This is a genomic window from Sphingomonas sp. SP4 (assembly GCF_058313375.1).
In genome coordinates, this window is sequence record NZ_JBZFLE010000001.1 from 1,240,577 (window position 1) to 1,254,288 (window position 13,712).

A 13,712-nucleotide genomic window follows, 5' to 3' on the forward strand; every position below is an offset into this window, starting at 1 on the left:
CAAAAGACGCCTCAACGCGCCTGCTCCAATCTTTTCAGGATCGTCGACACGTCGGATTCTTCGATTGCTCCGATGTGCTGATACCGGATGATCCCCGCGCCATCGACAATGAAGCTTTCGGGAACACCCGAGGAGCCGAGCGCGATCTGAACCTGGCTGCGTTCGTCGCTTCCAATGCGCTCATAGGGATCGCCGTTCTTGGTGAGAAAGGTCGCAATGTCCTCGGGGCGATCACGAATGGCGATCCCGTCGATCTGGACGCCCCTGCGCTTCAATTCCTGAAGGACCTTCACTTCGCTGACGCAGGGCACGCACCAGCTGGCGAAGATGTTCACGAGGCGCGGCTTGCCGGTCGCAAGATTCGAAGTGCTCAGCGATGCCTTGTCCGGTACGCCCGGCGGCAGCGTGAACATCGGGACAGGCTTGCCCTCAAGCTTCGAGGAAACGTTCGTGTCTGACGGCGTCGCTAGGCGCCATACAAGAGCGACGATCACGACAAGCAGCAGCGCAAGCGGCGCGAAGCGAATGGCGCGGCTCATACGTAGCGCGCCTTCCGCCATTCGGTCTCAGGCCTCCGCCGACGCCAAACGCGACCCAGCAAGGCGATGGCTCCGCCAAGCGCGATGAGAACTCCGCCCGCCCAGATGAGCGTGACGAACGGCTTCCACCACAATCGCACCTGCCAGCCACCGGACGGATCAGCTTTTCCGAGAACCGTATAGAGCTGGCCATTCCAGAACGTCTTGATGGCCGCCTCGTTCGTCTCCATCGGCGGATCCGAGAAGTAGCGCGTCTGCGGCTTCAGCATCTCGATACCGCCGCCTCTGCTGGCCTTGAGTTCACCCTCGATCGCCGTCCAATTGGGACCAGCGGTAGGCGTGACGTTATCGAGCAGAACCGTCCAAGGTCCGACCGTCAGCGTCTCGCCCTGCTTGATCACGGCAAGCCGTTCGCTCGTGAAGGCCGCGTTCATTGCCATGCCTGTGAGCGCGACCGCTATGCCGAGATGCGCGACCACCATACCCCATGTCGCGAGCGGTGCACGGAGAGGATTGCGTCGAACGAGCGGCAGGATGCTTGCGGCAGCCAAATAGGCTGCAACCCCCAGCCCCAACCTCGGCAAGATGTGCATGGATGGTGAAATGATGATGGTGATGACCAGCGCGGTGACGCCCAGCAGCATGGGAATCTTGAGTTGCTTGAGGAAGGGCCGCCGCTCGCGCCGCCAGCTCAACAGTGGCCCAATCCCCACTAGCACCGCGAGGATCAGCGCGAGTGGCCCGGCGACAGCATTGAAATAGGGCGCGCCTACCGAAAGCTTCTCACCGCTGACCGCTTCGACGAACAACGGATACAGCGTCCCAAGGAACACGATCCCCAAGATCACGCTGAGGATGAGATTGTTGATCACGAGCCCCGTTTCGCGGCTCACCAGCTCGAACGGCGCGCCCTCCTTCAGTGTGGCTCCGCGCACAGCGAAAAGCGTGAACGCCGCACCGACGTAGATCGCTAGGAGCACGAGCAGGAACGTCCCGCGCTCCGGATCGATCGCGAAGGCGTGGACGGATGTCAGGATTCCGGAGCGCACAAGAAATGTACCGACCATCGACATGGAGAATGCGATGACCGCGAGCATCATCGTCCATGCCTTGAGCGCCCCGCGCGCCGCGAGGACGTTGACCGAATGGAGAAGTGCAGTCGCCGCGAGCCAAGGCATCAGGGATGCGTTCTCGACGGGATCCCAGAACCAGTAACCGCCCCAGCCAAGCTCGTAATAGGCCCAGTAGCTGCCCGCTGTGATGCCGAGCGTCAGCAAGACCCAGGCACCCAGGACCCAAGGCCGCATGGCGCGCGCAAGCTTTGAGTCCACTTCGCCGGTGAGTAGAGCGCCAACTGCCAAGCTGAAGGCGATCGAGAGACCGACGTAGCCGAAGTAGAGTGTGGGCGGATGAAACGCGAGGCCAGGGTCCTGGAGTAGCGGGTTCAATCCCCTGCCCTCCGGCGGCGCTGGCGAGAGCCTAGCGAATGGATTCGATGCAACCAGCAGGAATGCATAGAACCCAAGGGCCAGCGTAGCCTGCGCACCAAGTGCCGCGACAAGCGTGCGCTCACTCGTCCGCCGCGACAGTAGTGCGAAGAAAGCGCCGGCCACTGCCAGCACAGTCACCCACAGCAGCATGGAACCTTCGTGGTTCCCCCACGCGCCGGCGACCTTGTAGATGAAGGGCTTCGCGCTGTGGCTGTTCTCGAAGACAAGCGCGACGGACAAATCCGTGCGCGCGAACACCACGAGCAAGGCGACGAAGCCGATAAGCGTCAAGGCGCCCTGCACGACCGCGACCGCTCGGATCGCGCGTCCTACTTCGACGGGCGTGCGCAGTGCGATCACCATGAGCACAAGCTGCAGCGCCGCCAGCCCAGTAGCCAACCACAATGCAGCAAGACCCGTTTCGGCGATCACTGCTTCAGCGTCTTCCCGGCTTTGTGTTCAGCTGCAAGATTGCCAAGTTCGGGCGGCATGTAACGCTCGTCGTGCTTCGCCAGGATAGTGTCGGCAACGAACGTGCCGTTGTCCAAGCGCCCCTCGGCCACGGCGCCGCTTCCCTCGCGGAAGAGATCGGGCACGATGCCGCGATAGATGACCGGAGTCTTCGCCTGCCCGTCAGTCACGATGAAGCGGATAGTCACCCCATCGGGCTGGTGCTGGATCGACCCGCGTTCGACCATCCCGCCGAGCCGCAGTGCCTGACCCTGGACCGCTTTGCCGGCAGCAATGTCCGCAGGCGTGTAGAAATAAGACGCCTGACCCCGAAGTCCCCACATCGCGAGGAGCACGGCGATCAAAACGGCAATAATTGCGGCCACGACAAGGACGAGCCGCTGGTTCTTCGGCTTCATCGTCTTTTGAGCGCGTCAGCCGCAGCTTCGGCCCGGCGCATCGAAGCATAGGCCCACAACAACAATGCCAAGGTCAGCAAGATAGCGATGGCATAGGCAGCAATGACGAATGGCCAGGGGTTCATTCAGCACCCATCCGGCGCATGCGCGCCTCGACCTTGAGCTCAGCGAGTTCGGCACGAATGCGCATCAACACGGCCGCTCCGAACAGACAGGTGAAACCGATCATCGTCAGCGGCAAAGGCCACAAGAGGCTGTTGTCGATGGTCGAGCCGCTGAGGCCGACGCTCTGCCCCTGATGCAGCGTGCGCCACCACAACACAGAATAGTGGATGATTGGCAGATTGATCGCGCCGACAAGCCCATAGATCGCGGCGATGCGCCCCTCGCCTCCACGCTCGCGCTCCGCAGAGGCCAACGCGATGTAGCCAAGATAGAGGAAGAAGAGCACGAGCATCGACGTCAAACGCCCGTCCCATTCCCACCACGTGCCCCATGTCGGACGGCCCCAGATGGAACCGGTCATCAGGCAGATCGCGGCAAAGGTAGCGCCTGCCGGCGCAACTGCGCGTCCGGCGACGGCGGCCAGCGGGTGGCGCCAAACCAGCTGGCTCACCGATGCAGCGGCAATGCCGAACCAGCCCGCCATTCCGAGCCAGGCCGCAGGAACATGTACGTAAAGGATGCGAACCGTCTCACCCTGAAGGTAGTCGGGCGGCGTAAGCGTCAGCCCCCCGGCTATTCCGGAGATCGCCAAGGCGAGTCCCACCAGCAGCAACCAAGTCGTCGCCGGACGAGCGAAGCGCAGGAAGCGCGTGGGGTTGGCGAGCGCGTGCATTGCGCTCCCGCTTATGCCCTTCCGATCAGGCGCTGCGCCATAGCATCGGCAACGGAGGCAGGATCGCGACCGCTGCTCGCGCTCTCGGCCCAGACCTGCTCCAGCCGCACCGGAATGCCCTCGATTCGCTGGCGCACAAGGCTCGCATCGCCGTCGCCAAGATATTCGGTGCAGACGTTGATGATGCCACCGGCGTTAATGACGTAGTCCGGCGCATAAAGGATGCCGCGCTGGTGAAGTCGCGGCCCATCCTGTGGCGTTGCGAGCTGGTTGTTCGCGCCGCCCGCAACGATCGGGGTCTTAAGAGCAGCGATCGACTGTTCGGTAAGAATCGCGCCGAGAGCGTTGGGGCTGACGACGTCCGCCTCCAATCCGAGGATCTCTTCGGGTGAAACCACGGTCCCGTTTGTCGCTGAAGCAAGCTTTTGGGCCTTCGCCTGATCGACGTCGGCGATGGTGAGCTTCGCACCTTCGGCACAAGCGTGCAGCGCGACACCAGTGGCGACGCTGCCGGCGCCCTGCATTGCAATGTGGAGACCGTTAAGGCTGTCCTTGCCGAGCGCGCGCTTCACCGCTGCCTTGATGCCGAGAAACACGCCAAGCGACGTGTGAGGTCCCGGATCACCGCCAACGTCGCCTACGGAATTGGGAAGTCCAGCGACGAACTTCGTCGAGCGCGCAATCTCGACCATGTCGGCAACGTTGATGCCGACGTCTTCGGCCGTGACGTAATTGCCGCCGAGCCGGTCGACCGCCTTGCCGAATGCGTGGAGCATGTCGGGCGTCTTGGTGCGATTGGCGTCAGCGAGGATAACCGACTTGCCGCCGCCGAGCGGCAACCCGGCCATCGCATTCTTATAGCTCATGCCGCGGGACAGGCGCAGCGCATCGACCAGCGCCTCCTCGTCCTTCGCATAATGCCAGAAACGAGCCCCGCCTCCCGCCGGGCCAAGGTGCGTCGAGTGAACGGCGATGATTGCCTTCAGCCCGCACTTCTCGTCATCCACGAAATGCACTTCTTCGTGCGCGTCGAAATCGGGCAAGCCCCAAGGCGTAGTCATCGTTTCTGTGATGTCCGGTTCAAGAAGGTGAATGGGGCGATCGAGGGGACTTGAACCCCCGACCCTCGGTACCACAAACCGATGCTCTAACCAGCTGAGCTACGATCGCCACGTTGCGTCTTGGGAGCGGTTCCCTTCGCCGCGCGGGCCACTTAAGGGGCGCTGCGGTGGAACGCAAGGTGAGCGACGGCTGCGATGAATCCAACCATCGAGAAATTCGGCTATCCCGCGACATTGTTGCGGGAATTTGATCACTGGCTGATCCTATTGAGGCCAGCGCAGGTCACACTGGGGTCGCTAGTTCTGGCAGCCAAGAGCGATGCCACTGCTTACCACCAACTCCCACGTGAGGCGTTCGCAGAACAGGCTGACGCAGTAGTTGCGATCGAAAAAGTGCTCGCGAATTTCAGCCGCTACGAGCGCATCAACTATCTGATGCTGATGATGGTGGACCCGAACGTCCACTTTCACGTGATTCCCCGCTACTCCGAAGAGCGCGATTGGAACGGCATCGAGTTTGCTGACGCGGGTTGGCCGGGTCCGCCCCAACTCGCGAGTGCAGTGCACCTGGATGCGTCACAAATCGCCCATTTGACCACAGAGCTGCGGGCGCAATTTAAGTAACGCCGGATGCTATAGCATATGTTATAAGTGCCTCGCCTGCGCAGGCGTCGGGAAGCCGCCCCGCGGCACGGAGATTTGAGAAATGGCGACTCGCCGCTCTCAGTCTACTAGGCCGGGCGTATCGCTCCGAGAGACCTTGATCTCTGCGGGGCTTCCGGAAGAGCAGGCTGATCTACTGGCTCAAATGCCTCACCGTGCGGTGGTGGTCGAGCCGCGCCGTCCGTTTCGGGAGCCCGGTATCGCGCGCAACGAAGTAATGTTCGTTCGCTCCGGAATTCTCTCGAAGTTCAAGACGGATAACTCAGGCCGTCGCCAGATCGTCGCACTGCGATTTCCAGGCGAAGGCATCCTTCCCAGAGACGGCGTAGCGGAATACGGGCTTCAGGCAATCGTCCGCAGCGAAGTGCTGGTCGGCAAGGACGAAGACTTCGATCCGATCCTTGACGCTCACCCGGAGATGCAGCGCTTCTTCCGCCGGCTGATCCAGCGGAACGAGGCGATCAGCTACGAATGGCTGGTCAATTGCGGACGCCGAGACTCGACGGCTCGCGTTGCTCATTTGTTGTGCGAGACTGCCGTTCGGATGCACGTCGATGACGGCAAGATGGTCAATCCGTTTACCCAGCAGCAGATCGCGGAGATCACCGGGCAAACTTCGGTGAACGTCAATCGCGTGCTGGCCGACATGGAACGCCAGGGCCTGATCCGCCGCAAAGGCCGCGAGATCGTATTCAACGATTGGGACGAGATGCGCCGCGTGGCGAGTTTTCAACCGAGCTATCTCGAAGTCTGAAGTCCACGCCCCCGGCGAGGCGTGGTGGGCGCGACAGGGATTGAACCTGTGACCCCACCCGTGTGAAGGGTGTGCTCTACCGCTGAGCTACGCGCCCGCTATCCCGCGGGAGTTGCGCGGATATAGTGCCGCAGCCGCGGCTGTCCAGCTTGTTACTGAACGGCGTCCTTGAGGACCTTGCCCGGCCTGAATTTAGGCTGCGAGCTCGCCTTGATCTGCATCGGTTCGCCGGTGCGCGGGTTGCGCCCGGTCGATGCCTTGCGGCGGGTCACCGAGAAATTGCCAAAACCGACAAGCCTGACTTCATCACCGCGCTTGAGCGTCGAGGTGATGACTTCGAGCATCGTTTCGACTGCCCGCATCGCATCGTTGCGGTTCAAGCCAGCACGATCCGCGACGTGGCCAATCAATTCCTGCTTGTTCATCGGCCCAGCTCTCCCCTCACGGCTGCAAGACTCGCGCACATGAGTAGCCAAGTTAAGGCAAGACTCACCGTCCGAGTCAAAGGCTAGTGACGGACGGTGACTCCGGACTCTGCACCAGTTGTGGACACTGGCGGCTCCGCAGCATGCTCGTCGTCGTCGGTCCACTCGATGGGCTGCAGAGGTTCGACCAAGGCACGTGCGAGCACTTCGTCGACGTGCGAAACCGGAACGATGTCCAGTCCTTCCTTCACCGACGAGGGGATTTCGGCGAGATCCTTTTCATTCTCAGCCGGAATGAGAACAGTGCCGATCCCCCCGCGAAGTGCCGCGAGGAGCTTCTCCTTCAGACCACCTATCGGGAGGACGCGTCCACGAAGCGTGACCTCACCGGTCATCGCAACGTCGCGACGAACAGCGACACCGCTCAGAGTCGAGATCATCGCTGTGACCATGCCGATGCCGGCGGACGGACCATCCTTCGGCACCGCGCCTTCCGGCAAGTGCACGTGGATGTCCTTGCGAGCGAAGATCGAAGGTTTCACGCCATAGGCCGGCGCCCGAGCCTTCACGAAGCTCATCGCAGCCTGAATCGACTCCTGCATCACCTCACCGAGCTTGCCGGTGGTCTTGATCTGGCCCTTGCCCGGTACCGTAACTGCTTCGATCGTAAGCAACTCGCCGCCGACTTCAGTCCAGGCGAGACCGGTGACCGCTCCGATCTGGTCCTCTTCCTCGCCCATTCCATAACGGAATTTGCGTACGCCGAGGAACTCATCGACGTTGTCCGGCGTCAGCTCGACCTTCGCGGCCTTGCTCTCGAGGATCTGACGAAGCGACTTGCGTGCAACCTTGGCCAGCTCCCGTTCGAGCGTCCGAACGCCCGCTTCGCGCGTGTAATGCCGAATGACAACGCGAAGCGCCTCGTCCGTGAAGACAAGCTCGTCGGCCTTCAGGCCGTGCGCATCCATCTGCTTCGGGATGAGGTGGCGCTTGGCAATCTGGACCTTCTCGTCCTCGGTGTAGCCTTCAAGGCGAATGATCTCCATGCGGTCGAGCAACGGCTGCGGCATGTCGAGAGAGTTCGCCGTGGTGACGAACATCACGTCGCTGAGGTCGTAATCGAGCTCGAGATAATGGTCCTGGAACTTGTTGTTCTGTTCCGGGTCCAAGACCTCAAGCAAGGCCGATGAGGGATCGCCACGGAAGTCCTGCCCAAGCTTATCGATCTCATCCAGCAGGAAGAGCGGGTTCGATGTCCCCGCCTTCTTGATGTTCGAAATGATCTTACCGGGCAGCGAACCGATGTAGGTCCTGCGGTGACCGCGGATCTCGGCCTCGTCGCGGACGCCGCCGAGCGACTGACGCACGAACTCACGTCCGGTCGCACGTGCGATCGAGCGGCCGAGCGAGGTCTTGCCCACGCCCGGAGGCCCTACCAAGCATAGGATCGGCCCCTTCAGCTTGTTGGTCCGTGCCTGGACTGCCAGATATTCGACGATCCGTTCCTTGACCTTGTCGAGGCCGTAATGGTCCTCATCGAGGACGTTCTGCGCCTCCGCGATGTCCTTCTTAAGCTTCGACTTCTTCCCCCATGGCAGGCCAAGCAGGACGTCGAGATAGTTGCGGGCGACTGTTGCTTCCGCAGACATTGGCGCCATTGCGCGCAGCTTCTTCAGCTCGGCATTCGCGCGTGTACGCGCTTCCTTGGAAAGGCGCGTCTTGCGGATTTTCTCGGCGAGTTCCTGCAGCTCGTCGCCGCCCTCTTCGCTCTCATTGCCCAGCTCGCGCTGGATCGCCTTGAGCTGCTCGTTCAGATAATATTCGCGCTGCGTCTTCTCCATCTGCCGCTTCACGCGGCTGCGGATCTTCTTCTCGACCTGAAGTACGCCGAGCTCGCCCTCCATGAAGGCGAAAACCATCTCGAGCCGGCGCGAGGGATTGAGCTCGCCCAGAAGGGCCTGCTTGTCCGCAACCTTGATCGAAAGGTTGGAAGCAACCGCGTCCGCCAGCGCTGACGGATCCTCGATCTCTCCAAGCTGGATTCCCGTCTCGGCGGGAAGTCGTTTGTTGAGCTTCGCGTAATTCTCGAACTGCTCGATGACCGACCGCATGAGGGCCTGAGCCTCAGGTCCGGCGGAATCCTCCTCGTCAACCTCTTCGACTTCCGCCGCCACATAGCCTTCGCGGGTCTCTAGATTGACAAGACGAGCACGCTTCACGCCCTCGACCAGCACGCGGACGGTTCCGTCCGGAAGTTTTAGCAGCTGCATCGCAGTCGCGATGACCCCCAGGTCGTACATCGCGTCGCGATCAGGATCGTCCTCACCCGGATCCAGCTGCGCGACGAGAAACAGCTCTTTGTCCGTCGCCATGGCTGCTTCCAGCGCCGCAACCGACTTTTCACGTCCTACGAAGAGAGGAACGATCCGGTGCGGGAAAACCACAATGTCGCGAAGCGGAAGAATGGGAAGAGATCGAGTCATTGCTGGTATATGGGCGGACCCCCTCCCTCACGCAACAAAGGGGCGGAACAATCCACATGAATCGCTCGCTCTAAACTTGAGGAGACGCGACATGGCAGACGACAGAGAAAAGATCAGCACGGGCCCAAACGACCGGCCTCTCAACGAAACGATCGCAGGCACCGGCCCGGGCATTCCGGACGAAGCGCTGGCGCCCGGTGAAGAGCTTCCCGAGGCGCCGACCGATGAAGAAATCGAGCAAGCCGCTGAAAAACTTGGGGCAAAGCGAGGTGAAAGGGACACACTTCCGCTAGAAGGTGAATGAATCGCGGCAGAATTGCCCGGAAGATTCTGTAACGGTTCAGTTTTCCTGCGTATCTTAAGCGGCGTGACTATGCGCCATGCCTTGATCGCCCTCAGTGCTCTGAGCCTGCCTGCCAACGCGTTCGCGCAATATGGAGGCAATTGGCCTGTGCCCGGCCCCGTGCCGCCGCCACCTCCCCCGCGCGCGCCTGTAGCGGAGCCATGGATGATGCGGCCGCAAGTGCCGCAAGCAACCGTAACTCAGTCGTGGCAATCGCCCGCGGCCCGTAGCGATAGATCCGCCGCTCTTGAGCCAGTCGATCTGCCCCCTGCCATCGAGCAGGGCGTCGATATGATCTATATCGATCAGGAACTCGTGCCTCATGCCGTTCAGGATCAGGGCCCCTTCGCCAGCATGACTTCCGCGGCATGGAGCGGCGCTCCGGTCGACCTCTTCATGCCGGTCAATCCGATTTACACGGACCTGCGCCGTGGGCTGGTGCGGTATCAACAGAATTGGGGCAATCTTCCCGACGTGCAGATCCCAGCTGGACCTGCACTGAAGACAGGTTCCACCGGCGAGCGCGTATCGGCGCTTCGCCAGCGCCTCGGCCTTCCGGCTGGCGATAAGTTCGACGCATCAGTCGCTGCGCGAGTGAAGGAGTTTCAGTCGGTTCACGCGATCAAGGCCGACGGCATCGCCGGTGCCGGCACGGTCGAAGCGTTGAACCGTGGTCCGGCTTATTATGAACAGCTGATCATCATCAACATGGAGCGCGCGAAGCGCCTCCCTGCGCCGCAAGAACAATCGAAATACCTCGTGGTGGATGCGGGATCTGCGCGCCTTTCGCTTTGGGAAAACGGCCGCAAGGTCGACAGCATGAAGGTCGTCGTGGGCAAGGCCGAAACGGCGACGCCGATGATGGCCGCCTACATCAGATACGCGAGCGTGAACCCCTATTGGAACGTTCCGCCCGAGCTGGTGAGGAACCTCATCGGTCCGCGCGTCGTCACCCAGGGCATCAGCTATCTGACTGACCGAGAGTATCAGGTCCTTACTAGCTACGGACAGGACGCCAAGGAGATCGATCCGCGTGACGTGGATTGGCAAGGTGTCGTCGATGGTCGCGTCGACGTGAGCCTTCGCCGTCTCCCCAGCCCCGCCAACTCGATGGGCGCGATGAAATTCATGCTGCCGAACTTTTTCGGCATCTATTTGCACGATTCGCCGGAGCGCGATCACTTCACCAAAAATGAGCTGTGGTTTAGCAACGGCTGTGTGCGCCTTGAGGACTACAAACGCGTCGCCCGCTTCCTGTTCGATGGACACATCCCGCAGGGCGACGATCCGAAGGTCGAGAAAGAGGTCAACCTGCCGCAACCGGTGCCGGTCTACATGACGTATCTGACGGTGCAGCCCACGGCCGATGGCGTGCAATTCCTTGAGGATCACTACGGCCGGGACGCGCATTTGATGGAGCGCTACGGTTCGCAGCTGATGGCGGCGGTGCGCGGCGGGCAATAGGTCCGGCTGTGTTGAGGCAGCTGATCATCACCATGCGTCGGCGTACAGGAAAAAAGCTACTTCGGGCGCAGTTCGGCGAAGACCACGCGCGTTACGCGCGCGAGGTCCCCGCCTTCATTCCCGGAATTTTCTGAGGACGCCCGTTTAGGCGGCGTCGTCCGCCTTATCCTTGGCGGCATAGACGCGGACCGGCTCTTTGCGGCCTTCGACGACGTCCTTGTCGATGTGCACCTCGTCGACGCCATCCATTGAAGGCAGGTCGAACATCGTGTCGAGCAGGATGCCTTCTAGGATCGACCTTAGGCCCCGAGCGCCCGTCTTCCGCTCGATCGCTTTCTTCGCAACCGAATGGAGAGCATCGTCGGTGAACTCCAGCTCAACCTCTTCCATGTCGAAGAGCTTGGCATATTGCTTAACCAGCGCGTTCTTGGGCTCGACCAGGATCTTGACCAAGGCAGCCTCGTCGAGATCCTCGAGCGTCGCAATCACCGGCAGACGTCCGATGAACTCGGGGATCAGGCCGAACTTGAGCAAGTCCTCAGGCTCACAATTCTTGAGTACCTGACCGGTCTTGCGCTCGTCCGGAGCTGCCACATGGGCGCCGAAACCGATCGACTTGCCTTGCAAGCGGTCCGCAATGATCTTCTCAAGACCCGCAAACGCACCGCCACAGATGAACAGGATGTTCGTCGTGTCGACTTGTAAGAATTCTTGCTGCGGATGCTTGCGACCACCCTGCGGCGGGACCGAAGCGGTCGTGCCTTCCATGAGCTTGAGCAGCGCCTGCTGGACGCCCTCGCCCGACACGTCGCGCGTGATGGACGGATTGTCCGACTTGCGGCTGATCTTGTCGATTTCGTCGATGTAGACGATGCCGCGCTGCGCCTTCTCGACATTATAGTCAGAGGCCTGGAGCAGCTTCAGGATGATGTTCTCGACATCTTCGCCAACGTACCCCGCTTCGGTCAGCGTCGTCGCATCGGCCATGGTGAACGGCACATCGAGGATTCGGGCCAGCGTCTGCGCGAGCAGAGTCTTGCCGCAACCCGTCGGGCCGATCAGGAGGATGTTCGATTTGGCAAGCTCAACCTCATTGCCCGCCTTGGAGCCGTGGTTGAGCCGCTTATAATGGTTGTGCACCGCGACCGAGAGTACACGCTTAGCCCGGTCCTGGCCGATCACATAATCGTCAAGGACCTTGCAGATCTCCGAGGGCGTCGGAACGCCGTCGCGCGTCTTGACCAGCGCCGACTTCGACTCTTCGCGGATGATGTCGTTGCAGAGTTCGACGCACTCATCGCAGATGAAAACTGTCGGCCCTGCGATGAGCTTGCGGACCTCGTGCTGCGACTTGCCGCAGAAGGAGCAGTAGAGGGTGCTCTTGCCGTCGCCGCCGCCTGAAAGCTTGGTCATTCCCGTCCTTGCAAATCGGCCGCCAGCGGCCGTCCTCTAAAGGGGCATGCTACCCCAGTTTGTGGCACAATCAACTCTGCAGGTTCGTTAACGCCGCCCCGGCCCGGAAAATTGCGCCTTTGAACTCAACAATATGGATGGGGGGTCAGTTCCTCGCAAGGCCCCGTCGGGATCAAAGTAACCATCTTCTGTCCCAACTTCGGCCTAGGCCCCCAATGCGGCTAGCGCTTCGTGCATGGCTTCCTGGAAATCTGAGCGCGCGTAAATGTCGTTGTGGCCTGCACCACGGATCGTTTGGTCGAACACGAGGTGACGCAAGTCCTTTCGAAGCGCGTCCGTACGCTTGGTCGGAACGATCTCGTCGCGCTGCGCGGCCACGATCGCAACGGGCACTTCTGCCTTCGCAAGTGAGCCTGCAGCATCGATCTCGTGCTCGAAGATGGGGCCAATCGGCAGCCACGGGTACATCGACTGGGCGACCGCCTTCAGGGAATCGAACGGGGTGACGAGGATAAGCCCATCGAGATGCCTCTTCTCCGCCAGGCATGCGGCCACGCCGCTCCCAATGCTGAAGCCCACGGCGACGATCCGCCGCGGCTTCACCCGTTCTACAGCCAGATCATAGACCAGGGGTGCATCGCAGATCAGCGCGTCAGAGGATGGTTCCCCGGTCGACGGTCGATAGCCGCGATAGTGAAAGGCGACGATGTCGGCATGCGGATAAAGGTCGTGAAGATATTCGGCGACGTCCTGCCCATTCCAGGCATTGCCACCGAAGCCGAGGATCAATGTCGGTTCCGCACCCCGATGCTCCGCCGGGATGTAGACACCGGCAAGCTTGGCTCCGTCCGGCGTTGAGAGGGACAGCTTTTCCGCACCGGCCGGCAACGGGCCTGCATCCGCCACCGCGTGCGTCGGAAAGATAAGGTGAGTTTGAAATCCGAACATCGCGGTCAGAACCGCGAACTCGAGATTAAGCTTCCAGCGCGGCCTCGATGGCTGGCGTGACGCGATCGACCGTGTACGGCTTCTCGATCACCGGTGCATCGTTGAACTCGGGCGGCGGCGGATCGACGTGACCGCCGGTCGCAATGACGAAGGGGACGTTCTTTTCGCGCAACTTGGTCGCGACCGGCCACACATTCTCCCCTTTTAAGTTCACGTCGAGGATGGCGAGGTCGAAACCGCCCTTTTCAACTTCCTCGAGCGCGCATTGCACGGTGTCACAGGTGCCCTGCACCTTGTGACCGAGGGAATCGAGGAAGTCCTCCAACATCATTGCGATGAGAGGTTCGTCTTCGACGATCAGGATCGAACGCGCACTGGTCATATGCGTGGGGCATAATCTGCACTGCGGAAAACCGCAAAGC

The 13,712-nt window shown here is 61.2% G+C and carries 15 protein-coding genes and 2 tRNA genes; 4 read left to right on the forward strand and 13 right to left on the reverse strand.

Going from position 1 to position 13,712, the window contains the following annotated elements:
- Positions 1 to 11: 11 nt before the first annotated feature.
- From AC4GYV_RS06280 to AC4GYV_RS06310, 7 genes are all read right to left on the reverse strand, one after another.
- A complete protein-coding gene (locus tag AC4GYV_RS06280) occupies positions 12 to 539 on the reverse strand; it encodes a DsbE family thiol:disulfide interchange protein (RefSeq protein ID WP_491099799.1) in 528 nt (175 codons plus the stop codon).
- Positions 536 to 2,461: a heme lyase CcmF/NrfE family subunit gene (locus tag AC4GYV_RS06285; RefSeq protein ID WP_491099800.1), complete on the reverse strand. Its 1,926-nt coding sequence runs from the start codon at positions 2,459 to 2,461 to the stop codon at positions 536 to 538. The genes AC4GYV_RS06280 and AC4GYV_RS06285 overlap by 4 nt, the downstream gene beginning before the upstream one ends.
- Positions 2,458 to 2,898 (reverse strand): cytochrome c maturation protein CcmE, encoded by a 441-nt coding sequence (gene ccmE / locus AC4GYV_RS06290; RefSeq protein ID WP_491099801.1) that lies wholly within the window; start codon positions 2,896 to 2,898, stop codon positions 2,458 to 2,460. The genes AC4GYV_RS06285 and ccmE overlap by 4 nt, the downstream gene beginning before the upstream one ends.
- The gene (locus AC4GYV_RS06295) at positions 2,895 to 3,023 is read right to left on the reverse strand and encodes a hypothetical protein (RefSeq protein WP_491099802.1); all 129 of its coding nucleotides are present in this window, start codon (positions 3,021 to 3,023) and stop codon (positions 2,895 to 2,897) included. The genes ccmE and AC4GYV_RS06295 overlap by 4 nt, the downstream gene beginning before the upstream one ends.
- Positions 3,020 to 3,736 (reverse strand): heme ABC transporter permease CcmC, encoded by a 717-nt coding sequence (ccmC, locus tag AC4GYV_RS06300; protein ID WP_491099803.1) that lies wholly within the window; start codon positions 3,734 to 3,736, stop codon positions 3,020 to 3,022. Before ccmC ends, AC4GYV_RS06295 begins: the two co-directional genes overlap by 4 nt.
- Before the next feature lie 11 nt (positions 3,737 to 3,747).
- Positions 3,748 to 4,797, reverse strand: coding sequence for a Glu/Leu/Phe/Val family dehydrogenase (locus tag AC4GYV_RS06305; protein WP_491099804.1), 1,050 nt, complete (start codon positions 4,795 to 4,797; stop codon positions 3,748 to 3,750).
- Between the two features lie 32 nt (positions 4,798 to 4,829).
- A tRNA-His gene (locus AC4GYV_RS06310) sits at positions 4,830 to 4,906 on the reverse strand.
- Positions 4,907 to 4,992: 86 nt separating this feature from the next.
- On the opposite strand from AC4GYV_RS06310, the gene AC4GYV_RS06315 reads away from it, so the two are divergent.
- Together AC4GYV_RS06315 and AC4GYV_RS06320 are read left to right on the forward strand one after the other, a co-directional pair.
- Positions 4,993 to 5,421: an HIT family protein gene (locus AC4GYV_RS06315; RefSeq protein ID WP_491099805.1), complete on the forward strand. Its 429-nt coding sequence runs from the start codon at positions 4,993 to 4,995 to the stop codon at positions 5,419 to 5,421.
- 82 nt (positions 5,422 to 5,503) lie between these two features.
- Positions 5,504 to 6,214: a Crp/Fnr family transcriptional regulator gene (locus AC4GYV_RS06320; RefSeq protein ID WP_491099806.1), complete on the forward strand. Its 711-nt coding sequence runs from the start codon at positions 5,504 to 5,506 to the stop codon at positions 6,212 to 6,214.
- Positions 6,215 to 6,236: 22 nt separating this feature from the next.
- Here AC4GYV_RS06320 and AC4GYV_RS06325 read toward each other — a convergent pair.
- The 3 genes from AC4GYV_RS06325 to lon all read right to left on the reverse strand — a co-directional run bounded on the left by AC4GYV_RS06325 (position 6,237) and on the right by lon (position 9,122).
- Positions 6,237 to 6,311 (reverse strand) — tRNA-Val (locus AC4GYV_RS06325).
- A gap of 55 nt (positions 6,312 to 6,366) precedes the next feature.
- A complete protein-coding gene (locus AC4GYV_RS06330; RefSeq protein WP_249832029.1) occupies positions 6,367 to 6,639 on the reverse strand; it encodes an HU family DNA-binding protein in 273 nt (90 codons plus the stop codon).
- Positions 6,640 to 6,722: 83 nt separating this feature from the next.
- Positions 6,723 to 9,122, reverse strand: a complete 2,400-nt coding sequence (gene lon / locus AC4GYV_RS06335; RefSeq protein ID WP_491099807.1) for an endopeptidase La — start codon at positions 9,120 to 9,122, stop codon at positions 6,723 to 6,725.
- Positions 9,123 to 9,213: 91 nt separating this feature from the next.
- Here lon and AC4GYV_RS06340 point away from each other — a divergent pair, with 91 nt between their 5' ends.
- A complete protein-coding gene (locus AC4GYV_RS06340) occupies positions 9,214 to 9,426 on the forward strand; it encodes a hypothetical protein (RefSeq protein WP_491099808.1) in 213 nt (70 codons plus the stop codon).
- 69 nt (positions 9,427 to 9,495) lie between these two features.
- Positions 9,496 to 10,929: a L,D-transpeptidase family protein gene (locus AC4GYV_RS06345; protein ID WP_491099809.1), complete on the forward strand. Its 1,434-nt coding sequence runs from the start codon at positions 9,496 to 9,498 to the stop codon at positions 10,927 to 10,929.
- Between the two features lie 144 nt (positions 10,930 to 11,073).
- Here AC4GYV_RS06345 and clpX read toward each other — a convergent pair whose 3' ends face one another.
- From clpX to AC4GYV_RS06360, 3 genes are all read right to left on the reverse strand, one after another.
- Positions 11,074 to 12,342 carry an ATP-dependent Clp protease ATP-binding subunit ClpX gene (gene clpX / locus AC4GYV_RS06350; protein WP_491099810.1) on the reverse strand — a complete coding sequence of 423 codons (1,269 nt, stop codon included), beginning with the start codon at positions 12,340 to 12,342 and terminating at the stop codon, positions 11,074 to 11,076.
- A gap of 204 nt (positions 12,343 to 12,546) precedes the next feature.
- On the reverse strand, positions 12,547 to 13,290 hold the full coding sequence (locus AC4GYV_RS06355) for an alpha/beta hydrolase (protein ID WP_491099811.1): 744 nt from the start codon (positions 13,288 to 13,290) through the stop codon (positions 12,547 to 12,549).
- Between the two features lie 25 nt (positions 13,291 to 13,315).
- Positions 13,316 to 13,672, reverse strand: a complete 357-nt coding sequence (locus tag AC4GYV_RS06360) for a response regulator (RefSeq protein WP_491099812.1) — start codon at positions 13,670 to 13,672, stop codon at positions 13,316 to 13,318.
- Positions 13,673 to 13,712 lie beyond the last annotated feature (40 nt).

Coding starts and splice junctions, on each gene's coding strand:
- AC4GYV_RS06280 (WP_491099799.1), bottom strand. CDS start 539: ATGAGCCGCGCCATTCGCTTCGCGCCGCTTGCGCTGCTGCTTGTCGTG.
- ccmE (WP_491099801.1), bottom strand. CDS start 2,898: ATGAAGCCGAAGAACCAGCGGCTCGTCCTTGTCGTGGCCGCAATTATT.
- AC4GYV_RS06295 (WP_491099802.1), bottom strand. CDS start 3,023: ATGAACCCCTGGCCATTCGTCATTGCTGCCTATGCCATCGCTATCTTG.
- ccmC (WP_491099803.1), bottom strand. CDS start 3,736: ATGCACGCGCTCGCCAACCCCACGCGCTTCCTGCGCTTCGCTCGTCCG.
- AC4GYV_RS06305 (WP_491099804.1), bottom strand. CDS start 4,797: ATGACTACGCCTTGGGGCTTGCCCGATTTCGACGCGCACGAAGAAGTG.
- AC4GYV_RS06315 (WP_491099805.1), top strand. CDS start 4,993: ATGAATCCAACCATCGAGAAATTCGGCTATCCCGCGACATTGTTGCGG.
- AC4GYV_RS06320 (WP_491099806.1), top strand. CDS start 5,504: ATGGCGACTCGCCGCTCTCAGTCTACTAGGCCGGGCGTATCGCTCCGA.
- AC4GYV_RS06330 (WP_249832029.1), bottom strand. CDS start 6,639: ATGAACAAGCAGGAATTGATTGGCCACGTCGCGGATCGTGCTGGCTTG.
- lon (WP_491099807.1), bottom strand. CDS start 9,122: ATGACTCGATCTCTTCCCATTCTTCCGCTTCGCGACATTGTGGTTTTC.
- AC4GYV_RS06340 (WP_491099808.1), top strand. CDS start 9,214: ATGGCAGACGACAGAGAAAAGATCAGCACGGGCCCAAACGACCGGCCT.
- AC4GYV_RS06345 (WP_491099809.1), top strand. CDS start 9,496: ATGCGCCATGCCTTGATCGCCCTCAGTGCTCTGAGCCTGCCTGCCAAC.
- clpX (WP_491099810.1), bottom strand. CDS start 12,342: ATGACCAAGCTTTCAGGCGGCGGCGACGGCAAGAGCACCCTCTACTGC.
- AC4GYV_RS06355 (WP_491099811.1), bottom strand. CDS start 13,290: ATGTTCGGATTTCAAACTCACCTTATCTTTCCGACGCACGCGGTGGCG.
- AC4GYV_RS06360 (WP_491099812.1), bottom strand. CDS start 13,672: ATGACCAGTGCGCGTTCGATCCTGATCGTCGAAGACGAACCTCTCATC.